General features: G+C 44.1%; 24 protein-coding genes. 17 read left to right on the top strand and 7 right to left on the bottom strand.

The window, feature by feature from the left end; translation table 11 throughout:
- Positions 1-429: 429 nt before the first annotated feature.
- The 3 genes from AC58PQ_RS14195 to AC58PQ_RS14185 are packed head-to-tail and all read right to left on the bottom strand — an operon-like array spanning position 430 to position 2,608.
- The gene (locus AC58PQ_RS14195) at positions 430-1,578 is read right to left on the bottom strand and encodes an FAD-dependent monooxygenase (protein WP_497242569.1); all 1,149 of its coding nucleotides are present in this window, start codon (positions 1,576-1,578) and stop codon (positions 430-432) included.
- 5 nt (positions 1,579-1,583) lie between these two features.
- Positions 1,584-2,006, bottom strand: coding sequence for a DUF3995 domain-containing protein (locus AC58PQ_RS14190; RefSeq protein ID WP_497242568.1), 423 nt, complete (start codon positions 2,004-2,006; stop codon positions 1,584-1,586).
- Positions 2,003-2,608, bottom strand: coding sequence for a TetR/AcrR family transcriptional regulator (locus tag AC58PQ_RS14185; protein WP_497242567.1), 606 nt, complete (start codon positions 2,606-2,608; stop codon positions 2,003-2,005). Before AC58PQ_RS14185 ends, AC58PQ_RS14190 begins: the two co-directional genes overlap by 4 nt.
- A gap of 457 nt (positions 2,609-3,065) precedes the next feature.
- On the opposite strand from AC58PQ_RS14185, the gene AC58PQ_RS14180 reads away from it, so the two are divergent.
- Positions 3,066-3,428, top strand: coding sequence for a hypothetical protein (locus tag AC58PQ_RS14180; protein ID WP_497242566.1), 363 nt, complete (start codon positions 3,066-3,068; stop codon positions 3,426-3,428).
- Between the two features lie 110 nt (positions 3,429-3,538).
- Here AC58PQ_RS14180 and rocF read toward each other — a convergent pair whose 3' ends face one another.
- The 4 genes from rocF to AC58PQ_RS14160 all read right to left on the bottom strand — a co-directional run bounded on the left by rocF (position 3,539) and on the right by AC58PQ_RS14160 (position 8,322).
- Complete coding sequence (gene rocF, locus AC58PQ_RS14175) at positions 3,539-4,450, bottom strand: arginase (RefSeq protein WP_497242574.1); 912 nt, start codon at positions 4,448-4,450, stop codon at positions 3,539-3,541.
- Positions 4,451-4,778: 328 nt separating this feature from the next.
- Positions 4,779-5,888, bottom strand: coding sequence for a Ger(x)C family spore germination protein (locus tag AC58PQ_RS14170; RefSeq protein WP_497242565.1), 1,110 nt, complete (start codon positions 5,886-5,888; stop codon positions 4,779-4,781).
- Positions 5,885-6,994: a GerAB/ArcD/ProY family transporter gene (locus tag AC58PQ_RS14165; RefSeq protein ID WP_497242564.1), complete on the bottom strand. Its 1,110-nt coding sequence runs from the start codon at positions 6,992-6,994 to the stop codon at positions 5,885-5,887. The genes AC58PQ_RS14170 and AC58PQ_RS14165 overlap by 4 nt, the downstream gene beginning before the upstream one ends.
- Positions 6,991-8,322: a spore germination protein gene (locus tag AC58PQ_RS14160; RefSeq protein WP_497242563.1), complete on the bottom strand. Its 1,332-nt coding sequence runs from the start codon at positions 8,320-8,322 to the stop codon at positions 6,991-6,993. Before AC58PQ_RS14160 ends, AC58PQ_RS14165 begins: the two co-directional genes overlap by 4 nt.
- Before the next feature lie 588 nt (positions 8,323-8,910).
- On the opposite strand from AC58PQ_RS14160, the gene AC58PQ_RS14155 reads away from it, so the two are divergent.
- The 16 genes from AC58PQ_RS14155 to AC58PQ_RS14080 all read left to right on the top strand — a co-directional run bounded on the left by AC58PQ_RS14155 (position 8,911) and on the right by AC58PQ_RS14080 (position 24,043).
- Complete coding sequence (locus AC58PQ_RS14155) at positions 8,911-9,879, top strand: ROK family protein (RefSeq protein ID WP_497242562.1); 969 nt, start codon at positions 8,911-8,913, stop codon at positions 9,877-9,879.
- A gap of 217 nt (positions 9,880-10,096) precedes the next feature.
- The gene (locus AC58PQ_RS14150; protein WP_497242561.1) at positions 10,097-10,432 is read left to right on the top strand and encodes a cupin domain-containing protein; all 336 of its coding nucleotides are present in this window, start codon (positions 10,097-10,099) and stop codon (positions 10,430-10,432) included.
- Between the two features lie 148 nt (positions 10,433-10,580).
- Positions 10,581-11,057, top strand: coding sequence for a UPF0158 family protein (locus tag AC58PQ_RS14145; protein WP_497242560.1), 477 nt, complete (start codon positions 10,581-10,583; stop codon positions 11,055-11,057).
- Between the two features lie 259 nt (positions 11,058-11,316).
- Positions 11,317-11,547, top strand: coding sequence for a hypothetical protein (locus tag AC58PQ_RS14140; RefSeq protein ID WP_497242559.1), 231 nt, complete (start codon positions 11,317-11,319; stop codon positions 11,545-11,547).
- Positions 11,548-11,706: 159 nt separating this feature from the next.
- A complete protein-coding gene (locus AC58PQ_RS14135; RefSeq protein WP_497242558.1) occupies positions 11,707-12,387 on the top strand; it encodes a hypothetical protein in 681 nt (226 codons plus the stop codon).
- A gap of 284 nt (positions 12,388-12,671) precedes the next feature.
- Positions 12,672-13,538 carry a MurR/RpiR family transcriptional regulator gene (locus AC58PQ_RS14130; RefSeq protein WP_497242557.1) on the top strand — a complete coding sequence of 289 codons (867 nt, stop codon included), beginning with the start codon at positions 12,672-12,674 and terminating at the stop codon, positions 13,536-13,538.
- Positions 13,539-13,713: 175 nt separating this feature from the next.
- The gene (gene murQ / locus AC58PQ_RS14125) at positions 13,714-14,628 is read left to right on the top strand and encodes an N-acetylmuramic acid 6-phosphate etherase (RefSeq protein WP_497242556.1); all 915 of its coding nucleotides are present in this window, start codon (positions 13,714-13,716) and stop codon (positions 14,626-14,628) included.
- Between the two features lie 30 nt (positions 14,629-14,658).
- A complete protein-coding gene (locus tag AC58PQ_RS14120) occupies positions 14,659-16,095 on the top strand; it encodes an ABC transporter substrate-binding protein (RefSeq protein ID WP_497242555.1) in 1,437 nt (478 codons plus the stop codon).
- 95 nt (positions 16,096-16,190) lie between these two features.
- Entirely contained in the window at positions 16,191-17,093 is a 903-nt protein-coding gene (locus AC58PQ_RS14115) for a carbohydrate ABC transporter permease (protein ID WP_497242554.1), read from the top strand.
- A 16-nt stretch (positions 17,094-17,109) separates the two neighbouring features.
- Positions 17,110-17,970, top strand: coding sequence for a carbohydrate ABC transporter permease (locus tag AC58PQ_RS14110; protein WP_477588856.1), 861 nt, complete (start codon positions 17,110-17,112; stop codon positions 17,968-17,970).
- A gap of 28 nt (positions 17,971-17,998) precedes the next feature.
- Complete coding sequence (locus tag AC58PQ_RS14105) at positions 17,999-18,967, top strand: GNAT family N-acetyltransferase (RefSeq protein WP_497242553.1); 969 nt, start codon at positions 17,999-18,001, stop codon at positions 18,965-18,967.
- Positions 18,967-19,671 (top strand): PIG-L deacetylase family protein, encoded by a 705-nt coding sequence (locus AC58PQ_RS14100; protein WP_497242552.1) that lies wholly within the window; start codon positions 18,967-18,969, stop codon positions 19,669-19,671. Before AC58PQ_RS14105 ends, AC58PQ_RS14100 begins: the two co-directional genes overlap by 1 nt.
- Positions 19,672-19,761: 90 nt before the next feature.
- The gene (locus AC58PQ_RS14095) at positions 19,762-20,901 is read left to right on the top strand and encodes an exo-beta-N-acetylmuramidase NamZ family protein (protein ID WP_497242551.1); all 1,140 of its coding nucleotides are present in this window, start codon (positions 19,762-19,764) and stop codon (positions 20,899-20,901) included.
- A gap of 25 nt (positions 20,902-20,926) precedes the next feature.
- Complete coding sequence (locus AC58PQ_RS14090) at positions 20,927-21,841, top strand: N-acetylglucosamine kinase (protein WP_497242550.1); 915 nt, start codon at positions 20,927-20,929, stop codon at positions 21,839-21,841.
- A gap of 41 nt (positions 21,842-21,882) precedes the next feature.
- The gene (locus tag AC58PQ_RS14085) at positions 21,883-22,884 is read left to right on the top strand and encodes a GNAT family N-acetyltransferase (protein WP_497242549.1); all 1,002 of its coding nucleotides are present in this window, start codon (positions 21,883-21,885) and stop codon (positions 22,882-22,884) included.
- Complete coding sequence (locus AC58PQ_RS14080; protein WP_497242548.1) at positions 22,862-24,043, top strand: anhydro-N-acetylmuramic acid kinase; 1,182 nt, start codon at positions 22,862-22,864, stop codon at positions 24,041-24,043. The genes AC58PQ_RS14085 and AC58PQ_RS14080 overlap by 23 nt, the downstream gene beginning before the upstream one ends.
- The last annotated feature ends 31 nt before the right edge of the window (positions 24,044-24,074 follow it).

Raw genomic sequence — 24,074 nt, 5'->3', positions numbered from 1 at the left:
GGTTTGCACGCACAGTTTAATCTACGGAGCTCAGAATGGGCATCGCATCATAGATGATCACATGGTCAAACGCGTCATCCAGGGAGAATGTTCTTGATTCTCCCTTTTTTCAAACCACCGACTGGACAGCTTGTCCGTCAGGGTTAGGACAACTTACGCCGTCAATTGGCGGACAGTATGGTTTAGCAGTAACAATAATAGTAAGAAAAATACGAAAAAAATAAGATGTATACAGCACTATCGAGGAAATCAAGGCTGCCGGTGAATCGGTGGCCTTTTCTAAGCTAAGGGGAGTTTGCGTTAATGAACTCTCGAAAATGCGAAAGCGTGAAGCAGGTAGCGGCAGGATAAGTGTCAGATTACTAAATGCGAAAAATTCCAATTTAATCCATGCGTATGCGGGAGGTGTCAGCAATGCTGGTACTATCCTTAATCGTTAAATTGAACATGATACAAGGAAGCAAGTTGTTTTAACTGGAAGGAAGGCGGAGTTAAACGTATCATTTGATTGCGCAAACTGCATAGGAGCGGATTTTCCAACTGAGCTAACTTTCCCATCAGCAATGAGCGTTTGGAGATCAGAGTCGTCCTTTTAGTACGGATAGATTCAAAATGAGCGAAAGCCGTTGGAATATCTGGAAACTTTTCCAGGCACCGTACAAGTTCGACACCGTCTTCTATCGCTTGGCAAGCGCCTTGACCAAGGTTGGGGGTAATTGCGTGAGCAGCGTCTCCCAGAAGGAGTGTGCGTCCATCAGTGAAATGAGTTAAGGGAGCAATATCATGGATATCATGATGCATGATGTTCTTTTCAGACGTAGCTTTAAGGATAGCTGGAATGGGGTTCTGGTAATTGCCGAAGATGGCAAGGAGATCTCTGAGTTGGAAGTGTTCAAAGCGTTTGCTCCCAGCAGGCCCATTCAATAGCGCATACCAATAAGTCTTTTGGTTGGGGAGGGGAACGATGCCGAAGCGCCCTTTGGATCCCCAAGTTTCACAAAAACGATGCACATCCTGCAGGTCTGGCCAGCGATCAGCGATGCCCCGCCAACAGGTGTAACCTGCATATCGTAAAGGTTTGTTAGTGAAGAGCTGTTTGCGAATGGGAGAGTGAATCCCGTCAGCAGCAAGCAAGTAATCACCGGAAACCGTTGTTCCGTCATGAAAGGAGAGCACGATATTCCTGGTTTCGTAGTGAACATTTTGCAAAGTTACATTCCTATGAATAGTCCCTGGATGAAGGGCTTCTATCAAAATTCGATGCAGGTCAGCACGATGGATTGCGATCATGGGATACTCGAATTCTAAATTTTGAAGTTCAGAGAGCGTGACACCGCGCTCATTAAAAATTGCCATACCACCGCGGCTAGGTTGCCCATTTTCAATGATTTTTGATGCTAACCCCAAACGTTCAAACGCTTTAAGGGCATTGGGAGCAATTAATAATCCGGCACCTGCAATACGCACATCTGGAAACCGTTCATATATTTGAACAGACTCTCCGTTTCGTTGAAGCGCAATAGCGGCAGTCAAACCAGCGATTCCGCCACCAACAATCATGAAATTTCTCTTCGTCATTCGAATCACCCTCCAAACTGAAGTGCATAGAAAAATGAGAAACAGAGCCACAAGCATAGAGGAGTGAAAAAGAAAGTATCGTAGCGGGCAAAGCGCGATGTTTTGACTCTCTTGAATAATCCTACATAATTAAAATCTCCAATTGTTCTTAGTGCGAATATGGCAACACATAACCAACAACCCCATTTTACCCATGAATACGCCATGAATGTGAGTAATTGCCCCTGAATGCTCAATAAGAATGCAGCTGAGACTACAAGTAAAGCGACGATGACAGTAGCATCTCTACCCGGTTGAAACACCGATTTTGTGGATTCCTTTTGAGTTGGTATCGCAACTTGACTTCCCCATGTACCGCCAAAAGCCCAATAGAGATGGATGCCGCCAATAAAAAGTAAAATTAGTACCGATATCGCGCTAATGATCATGATAACAGCTCCTTATCCTGACTTATGCCAAGCCATACGATTTCGAATTGTCGCGTAAATAAAGCTTCAACCGCAATCTCATTTTGGGGCGAAGCTGCCCATGTGAGTATCGAATTAAAGTAAATGGCAACAAGGACAGTCGCTGTATCCACACAGGACAGACGACGAGACAGTTGTCCTTCTTGTTGCGCTTGCTGTAATAAAATAGAAAGAGAATGTTGAAATTCTTGCATAATGTGCATTTCATCCTCTAGAAGAAGAGAAGAACGTAACATCTCGGAAATTGTAAGTCGAATCATCTCAGAATTTTCGGAATAACGAGCAAATAGATCGTGAAATACGAGTAAAAGTTTGTCTTTTAATCCGGTGACATGGGCATGGCGAAGAATGCTTTGATGCACGGCAGCCATCTGCGATTTGCCAAGATGGAGAAGAATAGCTTCTTTTTTTGGGAAATACAGATAGAAGGTCCCTTTTGCTACACCACAAGCCTGTGTAATATGCTCTACAGTGACTTGGTGGAAACCCCTTTCTTGAAAAAGTTCCATAGCTTTATGATAGATGTGTTCTTTGAGTTCTTGTTTTCGCACGTTCCGTATCATGAGGGCATCTCACTTCCTTATCGAAATGACTGTAGTCACAATATGACTATAGTCATATTATAGCCTGGAAAATGAGAAATACAATAGGCGAAAAAAGCAATTGTGCTCAAGGGTGCAGAATGGAAGATATCGAGCATCATGGGGGCAGCGGCAAACAATGTCCAAGAAGTATTCCCCGAGGCTAATTTCCGTGAACAGCGAGCCGTTCTTATGAATATCGGCAAATCTGCATATAGAATATTGGGTGAATTAAATCAGAAAACAAAGACAAGAACTTTATCCCATTCCCGACGGATGATAAGAAAGAAAGTTAGTTTGGTTAAAATATTGCTGAAATCTGGACTGACCAGTTAACGGGCAGGATACTTCCAATAAACAACGAATATTGCTCTTCTAGACAGCATACTGTTTTTGTGCAAATCGCAATTTGAGAACGAAAAGTGAGAGGGTGAAATTGTTGGAAAGGAATTTCTTTTATCATTTGATAACACAGTATGTAATTATTTTGTTTCCTCCAATGATAGCCGCTCTAATGCTTGATGTTAACCCCAACATATCAAGTTTTATTGGAGAGTTCTTTGGCTATTCAGTTGGAGTAACTGGATTAATCTTTACGGCTATCTTATCATTGTTACTCAATAATGAATTAATTCTTTCGTTAATCTTCTTGGTAATAAAGATATTTGCTTTATATCCATTTTTGGTGATGATGTACATTAAATTAAGGAAAGTTCGATGGCTACCTTTTCTGATTAGTTCGCTTCTTAGTTTATGGGGAGTAATTTTTGGTGCTTTTTGGATGTTTGCTGCAATGCAGTAAATTGAGTCATTCAACAAACGGAGAACGATAGTTGAACAAAAGTAAAAAGTTTGCCGCGTGCAGCATTATTGTGCTCCGGGCAGGAAATGAAAGGACTCCTGTGTAGTCGATTATAGAATTTGATCACCGAAGAAGGAACTGATAAGGCTTACCGCTAACTCGGAGGTTTTGTTGCTATTGTCGAGTAACGGGTTCACTTCAACAAATTCAGCAGAAGTCACAATACCTGCTTCATGCAGCATTTCGACGGCGAGATGAGCTTCGCGGAATTGAAGTCCACCTTTGACGGCAGTCCCTGTGCCAGGTGCCTCAATAGGATCCACAGAATCAACATCATAGCTGAGATGAACGCCATCTGTTCTTAATTTAATATAATCAATTGCTTCTTGCATCACATGTGCCATGCCCTTTCGGTCAATATCGTACATGGTAAAGCATTTTATACCAAGGGAGCGAATTAGTTTCTTCTCACCCTCATCCAAAGATCGAGCTCCGATAAGCACAATATTTTCTGGTTTCACCTTCGGATTTATACCTTTCATGTTGGTCAATAAGGGATGCCCGATGCCAAGGCTGACCGCAAGCGACATGCCATGTATGTTTCCAGACGGGCTTGTATCTGCTGAATTTAAGTCGGAGTGTGCATCAATCCAAATGACCCCTAACTGCTTATAATGATTAGATAATCCCGCAATTGTGCCAATGGCAATACTATGATCTCCGCCGATAATGAGCGGGAAATAATCTTGGCTAACGACTTTAGAAATCTGTTCAGCTAGTTGGGTATTGATCTCAATAACCTCAGCGAAATGTTTCAAATTCGACGTTTCCACTTGAGCATCTAAGGGAACTGCTGGTTCATTATCCAGACGCAGATCAGCAACGTGATCAACGGTATAATCCATTTGGTGTAACGATTGAAGTAACCCTGCTTCAAAAATGGCATTAGGTCCATGACTTGCGCCCCGGCGGTCTGCTCCAAGATCAAAGTTAACACTGATAGCAGCTATTTTAGGTTTGATACGCATCGGATCCACTCCTTTTGATTGAATGATTAGATATGGGTAAAATCGCGAGAAAGAAAGACGCAGAGGCTCGACTTGGTATGGGATAATTGAATAAGAGATTTGATTAATTTTCAAACCTCGTATTTCTACATAATAGGAATGCTACCAGATACTTTCAATAGGCTACCGAGCATCTCCATCTCAGTAGCCTATTGTTATGAGCTATTGTTCTCCGAGGGAGTTTAGTGATATCGCAGGTCTCAACATGCAATGGGTAGCTAGCCCGAAGCGAGTATCTGAGAGAGATTCTTCAAACACAGATTTATCATTATGCGGTTTTGCCTTACTCCAAAAGGCCTCTATTGACGACGTTTACGGTGATTTTGGGTTCGATGGACATTTCGGGATAGACCTCGTCCCATTGAATTGTTTTCCAATAGCTATAAAGATGCGCTCTTACTTCCAACCCAATACCTAAGGCATCGCAATTGGCTAGTTGCAGCTCCTTAATCACTTCCTTTGCCCTTTCGTTCAACTTTTGCTCCAATTGCGAGCCGAGCTTCTTCAGCATTTCATCATCGAAGTGAATCGTATCGGGCACTTCTACTAGGTCACAAGTGAAGTCGGCACTTATAACCGCCCTGACGGAGTCCTTGTCGTTTGTGACGTCAATTTTACGTTTGCCGTCTCGGTTCATGAATAGCGAAACATACATGTTGGAAGAAATGTCCTTCTCGGTGATAGTGAAGTACTCAGGCTTGAATTTCGAGAGCATGATGAAGATCATGGATGCTTTGCTGTCAAGCTCGCCGGTCATCTGCTTGTTGTGGAATAGCGCGAGTCCCGTTATTTTAGCCCGATCTGCGCCAATTGGATTGACGATCGGAATCGTAGCGTCGGTACCGTGATTCGTTAACATCGAATAAATTAAATAAGGAGAGGCTTTCGGAATCAGACCGTTGTCTTCGCCACTCTGTAGCAATTCGTAAAGATAGTTACTGGCCATCATGCGATCCTCCGCTTTCAACTGCAGCAACTTGCTTGCGGAATCATCCACGATGGCCATTTTGACATTGATCGGACTATGGGCTTCTCGGTAATACGACTCCAGCGCGGGATACAAGCTTTTTCGTGCCAATCGTTTGTTGATGAGTAAGAGGCGTGTTTTTCCGAAATCTAGATTTTGGGAGGCCATCTTCTTAATTTCCACGTAAGCCTCGTTGATCGTCCTTCCTTCAGCGCCGATGATTGGCACAATGATTTCGGATTTGGATGATTGTTGCTTTGACTTAATGCTCGGAATGGATATAGAGAACAGAATCTTGCCGTTTTCGAGCAAGTCGAAGGCTTCTGCATCCTCGATCCGTATTTCCTTCAATTCGCGTTGGTCCCAGCACCCAGTCAACCCTAGAAGGAGGGGGACCAGGAGCAAGCTTCCTATGTGCGGCTTCATGTTCGAACTCCTTTCCCCCCTGATAACCATCTTTTAAGGTAGATCATCATCAACATCAATGCCGGGATCCCTATTGCCGTTGCTGGCCCATAAAGGGAGACGAAGCTTTGGAACCGGTCTAATTGCGAGACATCCAGCTCCCATTGGCCAAGCACGATCAAGACAAGCGCGCTCACGAGCAGCGCAGGAAGTTTGATTCCCTTCTTGGGACTTGCGATGGCAGTCACCGAGGATACAAACAGTAACAGATAAGTAGATAATGTAGTGATAATAAACAGGATCCAAACAGCCAGCACGATGATATCCGTTCGCTCGATGAGCTTAACCGATATCGTTTTGAACTGAAACAGCATCGGATGCCGGATGAAACTGATTATTTCAGAATTGAAGATGACCGTCGAAGAGAACACGCAGAGCATATAGATGGCCGTGATTGTGATATTGCAGAAAATCGCAGTGCGCAAGACGGATTTAGACGGCATCTGAAAACAAGGCGAAAGAACCATAAGAATTTCTAAGCCTATAAACGACATCATACTTTGCCAAGTGCTATAGCCGATTTTTACTAAGCTGGAAGAAAATAGAGGCATCACAAAGTGCAAATTGGCATCCTTGAGCGTATAGCAGATCAGCGCGATGAACAATGGAACGATTGCCGTGGCGAACACGGCGAAGCGGGCAAAAACACGTGGCGGATTGGAAACGAGATAGGTGCACACGCCTATGAGCAGCACCGCCAGTATCCAAGCGGGAGTATATTCGTAAGCCCATAAATGCGTTATAAAAATCCAACTCGCAAGGGCTTCATAGCATATGGTAAACGAATAGACGGCAAACGCCAGAATGAATAAGCGTCCTAAGTACGGGCCGAGCCGCTGTAATAGCATCTGGAACACGGTTTTGCTCCTGTCTTGTTCGCTAAGCTTCCAGACCAGGATCAATAGAATGGTATTCAATAGGCCTCCGAACAGGCAGGCAATCCATCCGTCCGCCCCGGCATCGGCGTTAACCGCATGCGGGAGAGATAAGACCCCAAGACCGAATTGTGTTTGGAACAGCAGGCAGAACAACTGAATGGGACCGATGGGCATATTCACGGTCTTCATCGTTTGATGCTCCTGACCAGCAAACAGTACGGGACGCCGAATGGTTCCAGGGAAAGGAAATGGATGAGGATGATGGCAAGCACAAACACAATACCGTAAAAGCCCAAGATTGTTGCCCCGATAATAAGTGCGAACTGCATTATCGTCGCTGAGGAGCGTAACTCATTCGATGGAATCACAAACTTCCCGATCGTCGTAAGCGCGATGATAACAATGATGATGTTGGACACGAAACCAATTTGGACAAGTGACTCACTGATGGTGATACCGCCGACGATACCCGTCATCTGGGCAAGCGTTGAGGGCAGACGGAGGGTGGCCTCAGCAATGAGCTGGAAAATCATAATCATGAGTATCACTTCAATTAACGGTGGGTAGGGTACGTTTTCCAGGGAGCTCTTGATGGTGTTAACCATCGAGAACGGAAGGACTTCATAATTGTAACCGGTAATCGTGATATAAAGACTTGGCAGAAATAGGCTGAACAGCAGTCCAACTACTCTGACCATCCTCATCAATAACGAGGGCATAGTGCCTTGTATAAGGTCGTCCGGCGTCAACATGAACGTATAAAAAGAAACGGGCAGAGTAAGGCATGCACTGCTTCGGTCGCAAAGCACGCAGATTCTTCCGCGGGCCAGCAGAGCGGCCGCGAAATCAACGCGTTCCGTGCTAAGGGTTTGCGGAAAGATGGAATACTTGCTTTCCCGCAACTGCTTCCGAATTAGGCCGGGGTGCAAGTCGTGTGATGATGTCATTGATGATATACGGTTAGCTGCAATATTTACGATACCCGTATCGGCTGTTCCATCCAACCATACCATAGCGACTAGACGCTTGGCGTTCATGCCCAGCTTGAAATAACGCACTCTGAGTTCACCAGTGGACAAATGTTTGCGAACCAGATTCAGATTGGTCTGCAAATGCTCAACGAAACCGTCTCGATTTCCCGCTAAGGAGCGCTCATTCTCTGGCTCCTCTGGAGAGCGGCTGTTTTGCTGACTGACATCGAAGCTGTAGCTGAGACCCGCTGTTTCGCTGCAGATGATGGCGCTGCCTTCGAGCAGAGCGTCAACAGCATCTTGCACCGAGAGGCAGGGCTTTACTTTGGTAGCGGTCAGCAGTTCTTCCATAGGAATTGCTATTTGCCCATCAATGGATTCACGCTGTAACTGCTTAAGAAGGCTAAGTTCAATTTTTGCCTTGTCGCACATCGTTTCCAAATAGAGAAGCACGGCTTTGTCTTCACCCATATTCAGTTCTCGAATGATAAAATCGTCGGTATGACATAGGGCCTCTTGAATCGAAGCGATATCAACGGTTGGCAATATTTGTCCCTCCTTCTTGGGCTTATGATGACCAGAATTTAGGGATTCATTCACTGGGAGGAAATACGCTACAAAAACGAAAAAAATTTTGACCATCATAAGGCCACTGAAGAACGGGCGCATTTAGTTTAAATGGTTGTTATAGACAATGTATTTGACTTGTAAAAAAGGAAACAGTCTAGATTGTACCCCTAACTGCAGCTCATTGCTGCAAAATCTAGCGCAAATGTATTGTGGGTTAGCTTTATTGGAATTGTGTGTCAATGGATGGACACTACTCAGGAGAAGCGGTTGGCGCGTCATATAACATTCAACAAAATGCATGTTTTATTGAATGTTGTTAGTGATCTACATTGCAAGGCCGTGTGAACCGTTGAAGTCCGGCGACACAAACATATGCGCATAATGGGCTATGATTAGTAAAGGTTAGATTTGTAATGGATTATTCATATGGTCATTAAGCTAAAGGGCAGTTTACTGCAGTAACTTTATGTAATAAATTTCCATAATAATAGTCTCATAAGTCCATTTATTTTAATAATCTAGTATTATAAGATATTAGAAAATATATGAGAGTGGAGAAAATTTATGAGTAAATATGTTATTGGAATTGACCTTGGTGGAACCAATATTAAGTCCGCAATTTTCAACACGGAGTTTCAAAGAATTCATCAAAGAAGTGACTCCACGGAAGCAGCAAAAGGTCCTGCTCATGTGTTAAACAGAATTAAAGAAATTGTTCAAGAGATGATGTCGTTCGAAGGAATCAGTCAAACTTCTATTAAGTGTATGGGTATGGGAATCCCTGGTTTGCTTGATCCAGAGGAAGGTCTATCAATATTTTCACCAAACTTCCCAGATTGGGAAAACATTCATGTTGTGAATCAGATGAAAAGTAATTTTGAGTTTCCTGTTTTTATTGACAATGATGTGCGGGTAAATATGTATGGTGAATGGCTGTTTGGTGCAGGCATTGGTTACAAAAACTTGGTATTGATCACGTTAGGTACTGGGCTAGGATCTGGTATTGTAAATGATGGAAAGGTTTTCTACGGTACTACATCTAGCGCGGGCGAAATTGGGCATATGAATATGTATCGGGAAGGTCGTCCTTGTCGTTGTGGAAGCTCAGGCTGTCTAGGGAGATATGTCTCTGCGATAGGAATGGTTAAAACCTTTACAGACAAGCTTGAGGACGGTCGGTCAAGTATCGTATTTCAATGGGTGGGAGACGATCGAACGGCAATTACTTCCCATTTGATTTCAGAGGCATACGATCTGGGAGATTCACTTGCAATTGAAGTTATGCATGAAACAGGAAAGATTCTTGGATTTGGTCTTTCGAATGTAATCAACCTATTAAATCCAGAAGTAGTTATAGTTGGCGGTGGAATGTCGGCAGCTGGTGATCGCTTGCTAAATTCAGTACGCGATACCGTTGGAAATCATGCTTTAAAGCTCTCTTCCCATGCTTGTAAGATAGTACAAGCGAAATTAGGTGGACAAGCTGGTATGATCGGCGCGGCTGCATATGCGAACAGTAAGATGCCTTCATAAGCCAACCTATTTTTATTAAAATGTTACGCTAACTGGGAACTATAGTTGAACAAACGTAAATAGGCTGCCGCGTGCAGCCTATTGTTAACGGGCAGTTTAGTTCAATTAATAACTAATTAACTAATTTATACCTTCCATTTTATATCTATTTATTGCATCATTATTAGATAATTATTGAAACTAAAATGAAATGTTTGGAAAGAAAGGGGATTATACTTTGAATTTTAAATTAGACGAATTACATAATCATTTGAATCAGCTTAAAAATGTAGAAAACACCTCATATTATGAATTTTTGAAGGTGCCATCGATGAGTGTAGGGCTCTATAAACTGAATAAAGGCGAGCAAGATAAACAAAATCCACATACAGAGGATGAGATTTATTTGATAATTGAAGGTAAAGCCTCGTTTCAGAATGGAGATACAATTGCTGAAATTAATAAAGGGGATATCCTATTCGTAGAAGCTAACAAAGAACATAGATTCTATGATATAACGGAAGACCTAACTACTTTGGTCTTTTTTTCACCAGCAGAACACTCAAATAAATAAGTTAGTGCTTTAAGCTAACGGTGAACGTTAGTTCAATGTCCATAACGTTGGACTATCCAATCAGTACGTGTTCGAAGCTACCGAATAGGTAGCTTTGTTTGTTTTTTTGGATATGATGTTTGTATATATCGAAAAGGAGCAAAGGCATATGAAGAGTAACAAACCAGTAAGGATAGATGATTTAATCAGTGAAATTGAACTTCAAATTGATGATGCTTTTACTTTTATAAACACTAAAACAGGTGAAGTTATTACATTAATGAGAGAAGAAATTGGGGCTGCTGAAGATGAAGAGCCTCTCGAAAAATTTCCTGTATGGCAAAGGGAGAATATTGAAAAAGCCATTAACATAATTGAGGATGAAGTCGGGGTTTACGTTGACTTCACATTAAGAAATGAATTCAATGAATATGAAATCATTGAGGAGTTTATTCTGAGTATTAAGGATCAGAGGATTCGAGAAGAACTGTATGATGCAATTCAAGGAAGAGGAGCGTTTCGGAGATTTAAAGATGGATTAATTGAACATGGTGTTGATAAACATTGGTACATGTATAGAGAAAATAAGATTAAAGAATTAGTAATTGACTGGTGTAAAGAGCACGACATTGAGATCCAAAATTAATATTGGTTATTAGCCCTTCACAATATTTGATTATCCTTTTCCAAAGAACTTATTAAGCTATCGGGCAGGTCAACGTGGAAGTTACTGGTAGAAATCTAATGGACGCTTAGATTATTTTTGGTGTTGTATATGAGTACATCTTGTATAATAATTAGCGTAATGATGTGGAAATACCATTTGAAAATTCTCAAGGTTGGTAGAATTGAAACGTAAGTTATCTTTGGAATAATTCTGAACTGAACAAATAAAGGGGATAAAAATGAACCAAGAGGATGTCAAGCAACGTATTAAAGATTACCAGCAGGCAGATGGAGTGAACCCACTTATTTGCGGACTCAATAGTAAACACGAGAAATTATACCCTAAGGTTCTTGAGCAAGGGTTGGTTCTTCTTTGCCCTAATTGCAATTACACTCAGACGTACATCCCCGATCTCTTCTTCGATGATGGTTTTTATGAGTGGTTGCGGGGCATGAAGAGATTGATTTAGGGTGAAGGCGATATAAGCTGTACGACGACACAAACATTAGTGCTTACAAATCCCCGTTAATCGGGGATTTTCTATTCCAAAGCACCTTTGTGTTGCAAGCCCACAAAAATTTATTATCCATTGATTGAAAGCAAGGCTGAGGAAAGAGCAATAAACTATTTGAAGGCATCATTTCCAGAGGACGTTGTAATCGATGATGTGACATATTCTAAACCGTTCGGGGATGATGAGGGGACATTTTCCATTACAGCTCGCCCAGTGGAGAAACCAGAAATTGAACTATCGATGAATGTATTTCAGAACCTAAGCGTGGATGAAAAAAGTTTTAAGAAGTCTAAATGGCGATATGACACAATCTTGGAGTACGTCCCCTTAATTAATGAAATGAGCCCAGATTTCAACCTGTATGCAGTCAATGTGTTCATTCCAGAAGAGTTGTTAAGTACGTACCCTGTCGAGACAAAGTATAGAGATATACGGAAGCAACATGAAAATGTAACCGAAGAGTATCTATTCATGGGTGTGTTGATAGATCGTGATATTTCTGAACAACTTTCACTTGATTATGGTTATCGTGTTGTTGAATTTATGAAAACGAGAGGCTTGAAGAATGCTGCAATCGAGATCAACTTCTATCCGCGGAGCTTAATCGAGAATCTTGTTGAAAAAAAACAGAAACTCGATGTTTTCGACTTCAGAAGTGAGTTCTTTAATGAGCCCCTACCGTATAGGATCGATTTTGACTCGCGTAATAAGAGGGTAACAAAGATCGGGTTGGATGAGATCAAGTCTCCAGAGGATTTGAAGCCGTTTTTAATTATCGAGGGTCCAAGACGATGAGTTAAGCTAACAGGAAATGTTTGTTCAATTAACCGCCTTCACATGAGGCGGTTTTTCTTTTGGTTGAATATGTCTTCAAAATGTTCCTTTTTCTCGTATGCGAGGAAGGTCACATTAGTAGTATTAGGAGGATTTCAATCATCAGAGAAATCATTAGGGTGAGATTTCTTGAAATTGATATAATTTTACAATTATTTTACATCCTCATCTTGTGTTTTCGACGAATAATCCGTATGATGAAGGTGATTTCAGCAAGGATAATCTATGGTGAGTAGGGAAGCAATATGTCAATAAATGATAATATTTTAATCAAAATTCGCGATATGAAAGACAGCCTCACTCCTGTAGAGAAGCTAGTCGCTGAGTATATACTAGACAATCTGGAAGAGATTCCACATCTCTCGATTAAGAGTCTTGCTCAGTTTACCAAAACGAGTGATGCCTCTGTTCTTCGCTTCTGCAAAACGATGGGATATAAGGGCTATCGTAACTTTATCGTGAGTATCTCAGCGTCACTGGGGTCGATGGATGAGGAGCAGAAGGACCAATACACGGATATTCAGCCTGGGGATGATCTCAATACGATCATCTCCAATATCTCACATAATAATAGTAAATCCATTGAAGATACGCTCAGTGTTATTGATCGAAATGAAGTTGCACGCGCGGTGAAAGTGCTCGTTGAATGCAACAGGATTGTATTCTTCGGGATCGGTGCTTCCGGCTTAGTCGGGATGGACGCGGAGCAGAAGTTCTCACGAATCAACAAGATGTGTCACACGTATACGGACGGACATAGTCAACTTACTGCAGCTACACTGCTTGGGAAAGGTGATGTCGCCATCTTCATATCGAATTCGGGCAGCACTATTGAAATTCTGGATACGCTCGAAATCGCCAAGAAGAACGGCGCTACGATCATCGCTATTACCAAGTATAACAAAAGCGCTTTAGCGGATAATGCGAATATCGTGCTTAGTATTTCGACACCAGAGGTCACGATTCGAAGTGGAGCTATGGGCTCGCGCATCGCGATGTTGACGGTGATTGATATTCTTTTTGCGGGAGTAGCGAGCAGCGAATATAAGCATGTGAAGAAGTATTTGGCCAAAACGCACGATATTATTGCCAGCAGTAAGCATAAAAAATAAGCTTATAGAACAAACTAACGATGTCTTTTCAGACGTCGTTTTTTTGTCGAATTTTAAGAAATAAAAAATCAGCATTTTATTTTACAGTAAAATAAAATTTCAAAAAGTATTGACCATCATGAAATTTTTCGCTAATATAAGACCAGTGAAGAGTACAGCAGGCAGGAGGACAGCTATGGATGAGTATTTATCGGGTTTAACTACGGAAGAGATTAACGAGAAGACACAGACAATTGATGAATGTTCAACAGAACAAATGCTACGGATGATGAATGAACAAGATGCGTTGGTTCCAACAGCAGTCGGAGCCGAAATACCGCAGATTATGAAAGCGGTTGATATTTTGCATCAGGTTCTCAGAAACGGTGGCAGGATGTTCTACGTAGGAGCTGGTTCTTCTGGCAGACTCGGTGTGCTTGATGCCTCTGAATGTCCTCCAACCTTTGGCATTGATCCGATGTTGGTGCAAGGCCATATCGCCGGTGGCGATGGCGCATTGCGCACGGCAGTGGAAGGCTTTGAAGACAACGCTGAGGAGGGGGTCGCCCTCATTGAACGATGCGGAGTGACAGATAAGGATGCGGTAATTGGAATTACGGCCAGCGGAAGTGCACAATTCGTTATAGCTTGCTTAAAGAAAGCGAAAGAAATTGGTGCCGCAACGATTGGTGTCGTGAATAACAAAAATTCCAAATTAGTACCTGTTACAGATGTATGCATCGCGCCAGTGGTTGGGCCGGAAGTGATTATGGGATCTACTCGTCTGAAGGCGGGTACAGCACAGAAGCTGGTTCTTAACATGTTGACGACCGGAACAATGGTTAAGCTTGGTAAGACGTATAACAATCTCATGGTTGACATGAAGGCTAGTAATATCAAATTGTACGATCGCTCTGTTCGCATCATTCGGATAGCGACTGGGGTGGATGAATCCACAGCCATAACTCATTTAGAGAAAGCGTCCATGAACTGCAAACTTGCCATATTGATGATTAAAACCGGGATGGAAGTTATGGAAGCGGAAGAAGCACTAACACAGTGTGAGGGTAGTTTGAAGAGGGCCATACGTACTTTTGTTCAAGTTGTGTAAATAACTGAAATTATTAGGAGGTCTATTTTTATGAAAAAAACAATGCCCATATTAGCTTCTGTCGTAGCTTTAACAATGGCTCTAACAGCTTGTGGTGGTACTTCTGGTACGAAAGAAACGACTACACCAGCAGGCACAACTGCTCCTGCAGCTACTGCCAGCACTGCGAAAGACACCATTACAGCATTACTTCCGCCGGTTTCACCAAACTATCAAAAAACATTTGAACAATTGTCGAAAGACTTTACAGCACAATATCCGAATCTAACGTTGAAAATCGAACCAGCTAGCTGGGAAGATATGAAGCAGAAGCTGGATACGCAAGTGAATGCAGGCAGCCCGCCGGATATCGCTTTCGGTGGTTCAGGAACGATTCCGAAATATTTGGAGCAAGGCTTGCTGATGGACGTTACGGATGCAGCTACACCAGAGATGGTAGGCGATTATGATAAAACGGCATTGGATTACATGAAAAGTGGCAAAGGTCTATACGGCTTCCCGGCTTACATGGAAGTTCATGCACTAGGCGGTAATAAAGAGTTCTTGGAGAAGGCAGGCATCGACTGGAAAAAAGTACAGACGAATGGCTGGACTTACGATGAATTCCGTACAGCGATCAAAAAAGGCGTAGTGACTGAAAACGGTAAAACGCGTTATGGCTTTACATTTGCTGTAAAAGGCGTTGCTGCGGTTGACTACCTGGGCATTATGGCTAAAAACGCTGGTATGCCTTACGCATTTAATAAAGATTTGAAATATGCCTACACAAGCAAAAACTACTTGGGCTTGCTGAAAGATCTTCGTCAATTGATCGATGACGGCTCCATGCCGAAAGAGCTTAGCTCCGTAGATGCAGGTAAGCGTTGGAACATGTTCTTGACAGCGCAAACGATGATCACGGGTAAAGGTCTTGCCGTATTTGAGAACTCTGCAAAAGCGAACAATGCGAAACTTAAAGCAGCTGACGCAACTGCAGTGAAAGACAGCATCCCGGTTGATTACATTGTATTGCCTGCTCCAACATTCCAAGGTGCAAAAGCTTCCGCTAACACAGTCGTTGACGGATACATGACGTTCCGCGGCAAAAAAGAACCAACTGCTGAGCATAAAGCAAATGTTGTGAAAGCAGCTTACTTCTTGGCTAGCGGTAATGTTGCAGCTCAAACGAATAATGATCTTTTCGCTGCGCATATTACGAAAAGCGCTAAAAAAGCCGCTGAGAGCATGAAGATTGATAGAAACCCTGACAATGTCGCAGCAGTAGATAATATGCTTAAAAATGCAACACCAAATCGTACCGATATTCCGACAGACTTGGCTGCAAAAGCAATTAAGTTGGAAACGGAAGTAATCGTTCCTAAATTCCAAGGTCTTCTTGCAGGTGAAGTTACGCCTGAAGCTATGTATGAAGCTGTGAAAGCTGCAGCGATCAAAGAGTTCGGCGCAGACGGAATTGCTAAAGATTAAGATGACAGTATGACCCTCGGATAGGCGTGCAGCAGATGCTGCGCGGCTATCCGAACTACTTTAAACCGATGTTTTGGAAACGGGGTTTGACAATTATGAACAATATCGCAAAACCCATAAAAAGAAAGAAGTTTCAAGGAGATGCCCTTTGGGGTTATGCCTTTATTGCCGTCTCTTTGATCGTGTTTGTGTTATTTCATGCGTACCCGGTCGTAAGTGCGTTCATCATTAGTTTGCAGAAATACAGACCGCTCGGTTCCACCTTTATTGGATTCGATAATTATGTGAATTCATTGACGGATCCGTTGTTTTGGAAAGCGATGCGCAACACGGTTGTCTATACAATTTTGACGGTACCTGTTAACTTGATACTTTCTTTTGTGCTTGCCATTTTGATTTTGCCGCTTCGGAAGAAAACGCAATCCTTCTTCAAAGGCATTTACTATTTACCTATGGTGGCTTCAGGTGTAGCTTTAGCAGTCGTTTGGCTCTGGATTTTCGACCCGATGCAAGGCGGTATTATGAACCATATCATCGCTCTTTTTGGTTTCGAGAATCAGAACTGGCTAGGCCAAAGCGCAACGGCGATGTTCTCACTCGTACTCATGTCCTGGCTATCGAGTCATGGCACTAGCATTATTATTTACTTAGCTGGTTTGCTAGGTATTGACGAAACATATTACGAAGCGGCAGAGCTTGATGGAGCGGGATTCTTCTTAAAGCTGTGGCACATCGTCATTCCTTGTTTGCGGCCAGCAACACTATTTCTATTGGTGACTGGCGTCATCGGCTCGTTCCAGGTGTTCCAGAATGCCTTCCTGATGACTGGTGGAGGTCCAAACCATGCAACGACGATGGTTGGGTTACTCATTTTCGACAATGCGTTCACGCTGTTCGATTTCGGTAAAGCCGCAGCGCAATCACTGCTACTGGCTCTCGTTATTGGCGTCATTGCATTCATTCAGTTTAAATACGCAGGTAAAGACGTCGAGTATTAGGAGAGGGAGGATATAAATGGCTTTGTATAGCAATCACGCAGGCAATCCCAAAGTAAAAAAGATTAGAAATGGGATCATTTTTATCGCCCTTCTACTTTTTGCTTTGGCGACGATATTTCCGATTTACTTCATGTTTATTTCATCGCTTAGTGATCCAGTTGCGGTCGGAGAGATCGAGTACTCTCTATTTCCCAAAAAGTTTACGCTCGCGTCCTACAAATACTTCTTCGACTTTAACGAGCATTCCATTCGTTGGCTGTTGAACTCGCTTATTGTAGCGGTCACGGTCATGATTTCGAACGTTATTTTTGCCAGTATGGCAGGCTACGCGTTCTCTAAGATTCAGTTCAAAGGCAGAGGCTTTCTATTTGCTTTGCTGCTAGGTTCCATGATGATTCCTCATCAAGTGACACTTGTGCCTCTATACATCTTGATGGTTAACGTGTTTGAACTACAAAATACGTATAGCGCATTAATTTTGCCAGGCTTCGTTACTGTATTCAATATTTTTCTCGCCAAGCAATTTATGGGCAGCATCCCGAACGAAATACTGGAGTGCGCCAAAATCGAAGGCTGCAATCAGTTTCAAATATATGGGAAAATCATTCTACCTTTGTCCAAAACGGTTCTGGCCGTTATGGCGATTCTGACGTTCATGGAGAGCTGGAATACGTTCTTCTGGCCGTTGCTTGTGACCAATTCCATGGATATGCAAACCATCCAGGTCGGGCTCAAGAGCTTCCGATTTGCGAATACAACCATGATCGCGCCAATGATGGCAGGGGCAACAATCTCGGCATTACCGATGTTTGTTCTATTCTTTAGCCTACAAAGATATTTCTTGGAAGGCGTAACCGTAGGTGCGGTGAAGGGCTAAGCTTTGGTCAAAAGGAGGTCGCGGCAGCATGCTGGCAACTTGGGACGACTCCTATCGTCACGCCGTCATCGCGTTATGGAATGAAGCCGCGGTGAAGGATGGCTATAAGGAACTTTCGGAACAAAGCTTCGAACAAATTTTTACGAAGAATCCTTACTTCGATAGGGAGAATACATTTCTTCTACTGGCAGATGATGAAGTCATTGGTTATGCCTGTGGATGCACAGGTGATGATCTTCCACTAGGCGATGTGGCAGGATATATCACGTGTATCGTGTTAGCAAGTGGCTTTGATACGGATGCCAATTATTTAATGCTATTAACTGCTCTGGAAGATCGCTTTAAACAGTTGGGGAAAAAGCAAGCCGACATCCTTTTTTTCAATCCAATGTTATTACCATGGTATATCCCGGGAACATCCAAGCATGAGCATAACAATGCCCCAGGTGTACCTGTGGAGGGCAAGCTTTATGCGTTTTTGCTGAAGAGTGGCTATATGGAGCGTGCGAAGCAATGCGCGATGTATCTCCATTTGTCAGGATTTTCGATACCCGATGAAGTCAACGTGAAAGAAGCAAAGGCAAGCGCCGAAGGGTATGCAATCGAGATGTTTAACACTGTTAAGCACGTTGGTGTGGAAGACATGCTGGAGGGCTTTGGGAATCCGTTATGGCAAAAGGAGATCGGCGGAGCAACCGCATCTGGTGTACCGGTTGTCATAGCAGCGTATCAAGGTAAGACCATTGGCTTCGCAGGCCCAGTTATTCGTCAATCGAACGGACGGGGTTATTTTGCCGGCATCGGTGTGCTTCCTGATCATGAAGGCCATGGTTTGGGCAGTCTCTTATTTTTTAAGTTATGCGAAGCGTTTCGGGAAATTGGGACCGATTACATGTCGCTCTATACAGGTGTATCGAACCCCGCAATCCGTATCTATGAACGAGCAGGTTTTCAAACTGTGAAACTTTTTGCTGTTATGAGAAGGGAGTTTGCATAATGAGCGAACCCAAAATGACTATTCTAGCTATCGGAGGTCACGTAGGAGATGCGGAATTAACGGCAGGCGGCGTACTCGCCCACCACTCTCTGAAGGGTGACCGCATTGTAACATTAGCTCTAACTGCTGGAGAACGCGGCGTTCCTGCCGGACAAGACATGAAGGAATATCGTGTGCAGAAAGTGAATGAGGCTAGAACCTTTGCCGAAATGCTAGGTGGGGAATCCATCGTCTTTGACATTCCGGACGGTGAACTGCAAGATAGCGATGAAATGCGCTATCGCGTGTGCGATGTGATTCGTGACGTACGTCCGAATGTGATCATCACACATTTTAAAAACAGCATGCATAAGGATCATATGACGACTCACCGTATTGTGAACGATGCGCGGTTTTTCGCAGGGCTATCCTCATTTGAGAGGGAGAAGCCGTCTCACTTTGCTCCGAAATTGTATTATGCCGAAAACTGGGAGGATGCCGTTGACTATCGTCCTTACGTCTATGTCGATTTCCCTAAAGAGGCGTTTGATCTATGGGTGAAGGCTGTTTCGACACATTGGTTTGTGACTGGCAGCAAATCTTTTCAATACTTGGAATATTACAAGCATCTGATGCGTGTACGTGGCCTTGAAGCGAGAAAGGAATATGCGCAGACGTTCATGGTTCCAGAAGAAACGATGCGAATTCGCCAATCGGAATTATAAAACTGAATCATAAAAAAATACCAAATGACTGTAACGAGACTTGAGCTTGTTGCAGTCATTTTAAAATAAAGGCGGGTTGGGGAGGCAGCGATGATCTTAAATGGTATCGATTGTATAGAACGGTATGCTCACTTGTTCGAAGGTAAACGTGTAGGGCTTATTACAGCACCTACTGGATTAAACAAGGATTTTGTATCGACCATACAAATCTTTCATGAGAAATTCAACCTGGTAGCCTTGTTTTCGCCGGAGCACGGTGTTCGTGGGGATCTTGCAGCAGGTGCGCTGGTCGACACCTATTTGGATTCGTTGACGGGAATTCCCGTCTATAGCTTGTATCGGAAAGATTCCAAACGTCTGACACAGGAAATGCTGGATGAGGTTGACATCATCGTTTACGACATCCAAGACGTAGGAACCCGCTATTATACGTTCCTTTATACGATGCTTTATGCTCTAGAAGACTGCGCGTTAGCTGGGAAAGAATTTGTCGTTCTGGATCGCATCAATCCGCTCGATGGGGTAACGGTAGAAGGAAATGTGCTCAAAAGCGGCTTCGAATCCTTTGTCGGCAACTACCCGCTCAGTGTCCGCTACGGACTGACGCCTGGAGAGGTCGCTATGATGGCGAACGATGAAAAGCAATGGCATGGAAAGCTGCATATCGTACGCTGTGAAGGCTGGGACCGTAACATGCTGTTCCCGGAAACAGGGCGTCCATGGATTATGCCGTCCATTGGCATTCCTCGGTTTGAGACAGCGCTGCTATATCCAGGCACTTGTATGATTGAAGGAACGAATCTATCGGAAGGCAGGGGCACGACAGTCCCGTTTGAGATCGTCGGCGCTCCGTTCATTGACGCGCAGCAGTTAGCGGATGAAATGAATGCGAAGAAATTGCCTGGCGTCGTGTTCCGGCCTGTTTATTTTAAACCGTCATTTTCCAAATTTCAGGGAGAACAATGTGCAGGCGTGCAAGTTCACGTGCTCGACAACCGTGCGGTTCGTCCCATCGATGTTGGCGTGAATCTGATGTTCACGATAAAGAGAAATTATGAACAATTTTCATTTTTGCCACCTTTTAAAGAGGGCTCAAGACCATTCATTGATTTGCTTGGCGGCGACAGTCATTACCGTGCGAATGAGATTGATATTCCGGCTATGCTGGAACAATTCCGTGAGGAGAGCAGTGAATTTGCTCGAAGAAAGCTGCAATATCATCTGTATTAGAGGCATTTGGAGGTGACGTTCATATATGAAGAAATATGCAGTGGGACTGGATGGCGGAGGTACCAAAACCGCAGTAACCATCGTCGATGAGAGCGGTAACGTCGTCCACACGTTTACATCGGGAGCCATTAACTATAATGGCCAGGAAGAGGCGAGTGTTGGGGCTAGTATAGAGGAGATCTTTCGTACAATTGCAAGCGTATGCGGTGGCCTTATGCATTGCGTGCAAGTGTGCATTGGGGCGGCTGGTGTCAGCAATCCAACGGTCAAGACCCGTCTGGAATCCAGTGTTCGGGCATGTGGCTATGAGGGTGGGCTGATCATAACCGGAGATCAAGATACGGCGCTTTGCGGTGCACATAACAGAGAACTTGGGATCATTCTGATCGCAGGGACAGGTTCGATTTGTTACGGCAAAAATAAAACGGGTGATACGCATCGTGCTGGCGGTTACGGCTATCTCATCGATGATGAGGGCAGCGGCTACAGCATAGGGAGAGATCTACTTTCTGCCGTCGTACGTGTTCATGATGGACGTTTATCGGAGACGGTGATTGTGAAGATGGTGTTTGAGCAGTTAGGCATGACATCCATTCAACAGATTATCGGGTTTGTTTATGATAAACAGACCAATAAAAAAGATATCGCTGCACTCGCGCCTATATTATCTAAAGCATGTGAACTAGGGGATGAAGCGGCAATGGCGATTGCCGACAAAAGTGCTCGTTCGTTGCTCGAACTGGTCGTCCCCGTAGCGGAAAAACTGTCGATGCAGGATGGAACGCTGGCGATAGCTGGGAGCGCTTTGCTGAAGAATAGCTTTATCCAGACAGCTTTTATCGATTTGCTCAAAGAACATTATCCGGCCATGACCTGTATAACACCGAAGAGTGATGCCGCTAGCGGTGCCGCGCTAATGGCGCTTGGCCGATTGCAGTGATGTTGTGACACGAAAATCAAAATAGGTTTGGAGGTTTTCGAATGAAATATGTACCATTATCCGAAGATCGGTTGACAGAATTATGCCTGCTGTGGAATCGAGAGCTTGGCGATCAGTTTCCGATGCAAGAACAACTGCTCAGGCAAAACAGCTTCGTCGATGTCAACGTATCAAAGAGCGGTTCTTGGATGGCTGTTGAAGAGGTATCCGGGAAAGTAGTTGGTTTTATCGTTGCAAAGCTGTGGCAGGAGCATAGGGATTTCGTATTGGGAGCTGGTGCAGGTTGGATTCAGGTTTTGTTGGTTGATCGGGATTTTCGCAATCATGGCATTGGAAGTGAGCTGCTGAAACAGGCTGAAACGACTCTTTTGGATCATGGCGTGCAGAAAATCTTGATCGGTCGTGATCCGTGGCACTACTTCCCAGGAATCCCCAAAGAATACCCTGAAGTACGCACTTGGCTCGAATCCAAAGGATATAAGGACGACCAACGTGTTGAAAATGATCTTCTTGCGAGGTATGACCAAAACTCAGTCAATGAATTGCCTAAACAAGAGGGAGTTACGTATCGGCTGTTGGAGAGTCATGAGAAGAACGAGCTGCTTGCCTTTTTCAGGCGTTGCTATCCAGGACGATGGGAATATGAGGCTATTCGCTATTTCGAGCTCGGGGGGACGGGGCGCGAGTTTGTTGTGGTCGAAACGGAAGGCCAAATTATCGGTTTTTGCCGGATTAACGACAGTTCATCGCCAATCATCGCTCAGAACGTATATTGGTCGCCGTTATTTGAGGATGAGCTAGGAGGGATTGGTCCTCTAGGTGTCGACTCTGCGTACCGAGGGAGAGGTTATGGGCTGGCGGTTGTTCAGGCAGGTGTTCATTTCCTTAGGGAACGCAACATCCGACAGATCGTCATCGATTGGACAACACTCGTAGCTTTTTACGAAAAGCTGAACTACAGAGTGTGGAAATCCTATGATTCTTATTCAAAGGTAGTAGAAACCGAGGAGATGAATCGACTTGCTTCGAACACTTCTGAATAAAACATCACTGACCATTGCGGGGATTATGTCCGGCACTTCACTTGATGGCATCGATGTGGCCATTGTCCGCATGGAGGGACGTGGAGCGGATACGAGAATCGAATTGCTTCATTTTGATAGCATTCCTTACGAAGACGAAATTCGGGAGAAACTCAAGCTGTTGTGCACCATCGAACATTCCGATGTTGCGCAAGTATGCGGCATGAATTTCGCCATTGCGGAGCTTTTCGCAGATGCTGTTATACAAACAGTGGCCGCGGCGAACATGCGGATGGAGGACATCGACCTCATCTCCTCGCATGGTCAGACGATTTGGCACATCCCTGTAGCGGATGAAGTGGATCGTTTTCTGCCCAAATCAACGCTGCAAATTGGAGATTTGTCCGTGATTGCCAAACGAACAGACAAACCTGTCGTCGGTGATTTCAGGACAGCGGATATCGCCGTTGGTGGGCAAGGCGCACCGCTTGTTCCATACGGTGACTATCTGCTTTTCAAAGACGCGAAGAAAGGGCGTATTCTTCAAAATATTGGCGGTATCGGGAATTGCACAGCCATCGCTGCTGGTGCCAGCGGGATGATTGCCTTTGACACAGGTCCAGGAAATATGGTCATGGATCAAGTGGTATACGAGCTATCCGGGGGACGAATGTCGTACGATGCCAATGGAGATTGGGCAGCCAAAGGCAAGGTCCATAAGGAATTGCTAGCGGACATGCTCGCACATCCGTACTTTCAAGAACCGCCTCCCAAAACGACAGGACGCGAAATATTCGGAAAAGCCTATGTCGCGGCATGGCTGGCATCCGCTTTGGAAAGAGGTCTTTCACAGGAGGATATCGTTGCGACGGCGACAGCTTTCACCGCGCACAGCATGGCTCGCGGATATCAGGATTTTATTTTGCCACAGTGTGACATTGCGGAAGTGATTGTTAGTGGAGGCGGGGCTCATAATCGCACGCTTCTTAGCATGCTGGGTGAACTGCTGCCAAAGCAGATCATTCTCACCTCAGACGAGCTCGGCATATCTTGCGATGCGAAGGAAGCGATGCTATTTGCCTTGCTAGGCAATGCCTTCATCCAAGGAGAGCCGAACAATGTTCCTGCGGCGACGGGAGCGGGAAGACAGACCATCATGGGGAAATTAGCTTTGCCGTAAGATTCAATGAGACCGAGGTCATCTGAACAGC

The organism is Paenibacillus sp. J22P143, assembly GCF_059692035.1.
Note: the sequence above shows the minus strand (reverse complement) of the source record. Positions and strands in the feature narration are given on the sequence as shown.

Coding starts and splice junctions, on each gene's coding strand:
- AC58PQ_RS14145 (WP_497242560.1), top strand. CDS start 10,581: ATGAAGAGTAACAAACCAGTAAGGATAGATGATTTAATCAGTGAAATT.
- AC58PQ_RS14090 (WP_497242550.1), top strand. CDS start 20,927: ATGAAGAAATATGCAGTGGGACTGGATGGCGGAGGTACCAAAACCGCA.
- AC58PQ_RS14140 (WP_497242559.1), top strand. CDS start 11,317: ATGAACCAAGAGGATGTCAAGCAACGTATTAAAGATTACCAGCAGGCA.
- AC58PQ_RS14120 (WP_497242555.1), top strand. CDS start 14,659: ATGAAAAAAACAATGCCCATATTAGCTTCTGTCGTAGCTTTAACAATG.
- AC58PQ_RS14115 (WP_497242554.1), top strand. CDS start 16,191: ATGAACAATATCGCAAAACCCATAAAAAGAAAGAAGTTTCAAGGAGAT.
- AC58PQ_RS14170 (WP_497242565.1), bottom strand. CDS start 5,888: ATGAAGCCGCACATAGGAAGCTTGCTCCTGGTCCCCCTCCTTCTAGGG.
- AC58PQ_RS14190 (WP_497242568.1), bottom strand. CDS start 2,006: ATGATCATTAGCGCGATATCGGTACTAATTTTACTTTTTATTGGCGGC.
- AC58PQ_RS14105 (WP_497242553.1), top strand. CDS start 17,999: ATGCTGGCAACTTGGGACGACTCCTATCGTCACGCCGTCATCGCGTTA.
- AC58PQ_RS14165 (WP_497242564.1), bottom strand. CDS start 6,994: ATGAAGACCGTGAATATGCCCATCGGTCCCATTCAGTTGTTCTGCCTG.
- murQ (WP_497242556.1), top strand. CDS start 13,714: ATGGATGAGTATTTATCGGGTTTAACTACGGAAGAGATTAACGAGAAG.
- AC58PQ_RS14110 (WP_477588856.1), top strand. CDS start 17,110: ATGGCTTTGTATAGCAATCACGCAGGCAATCCCAAAGTAAAAAAGATT.
- AC58PQ_RS14130 (WP_497242557.1), top strand. CDS start 12,672: ATGTCAATAAATGATAATATTTTAATCAAAATTCGCGATATGAAAGAC.
- AC58PQ_RS14100 (WP_497242552.1), top strand. CDS start 18,967: ATGAGCGAACCCAAAATGACTATTCTAGCTATCGGAGGTCACGTAGGA.
- AC58PQ_RS14095 (WP_497242551.1), top strand. CDS start 19,762: ATGATCTTAAATGGTATCGATTGTATAGAACGGTATGCTCACTTGTTC.
- AC58PQ_RS14085 (WP_497242549.1), top strand. CDS start 21,883: ATGAAATATGTACCATTATCCGAAGATCGGTTGACAGAATTATGCCTG.
- AC58PQ_RS14155 (WP_497242562.1), top strand. CDS start 8,911: ATGAGTAAATATGTTATTGGAATTGACCTTGGTGGAACCAATATTAAG.
- AC58PQ_RS14195 (WP_497242569.1), bottom strand. CDS start 1,578: ATGACGAAGAGAAATTTCATGATTGTTGGTGGCGGAATCGCTGGTTTG.
- AC58PQ_RS14185 (WP_497242567.1), bottom strand. CDS start 2,608: ATGATACGGAACGTGCGAAAACAAGAACTCAAAGAACACATCTATCAT.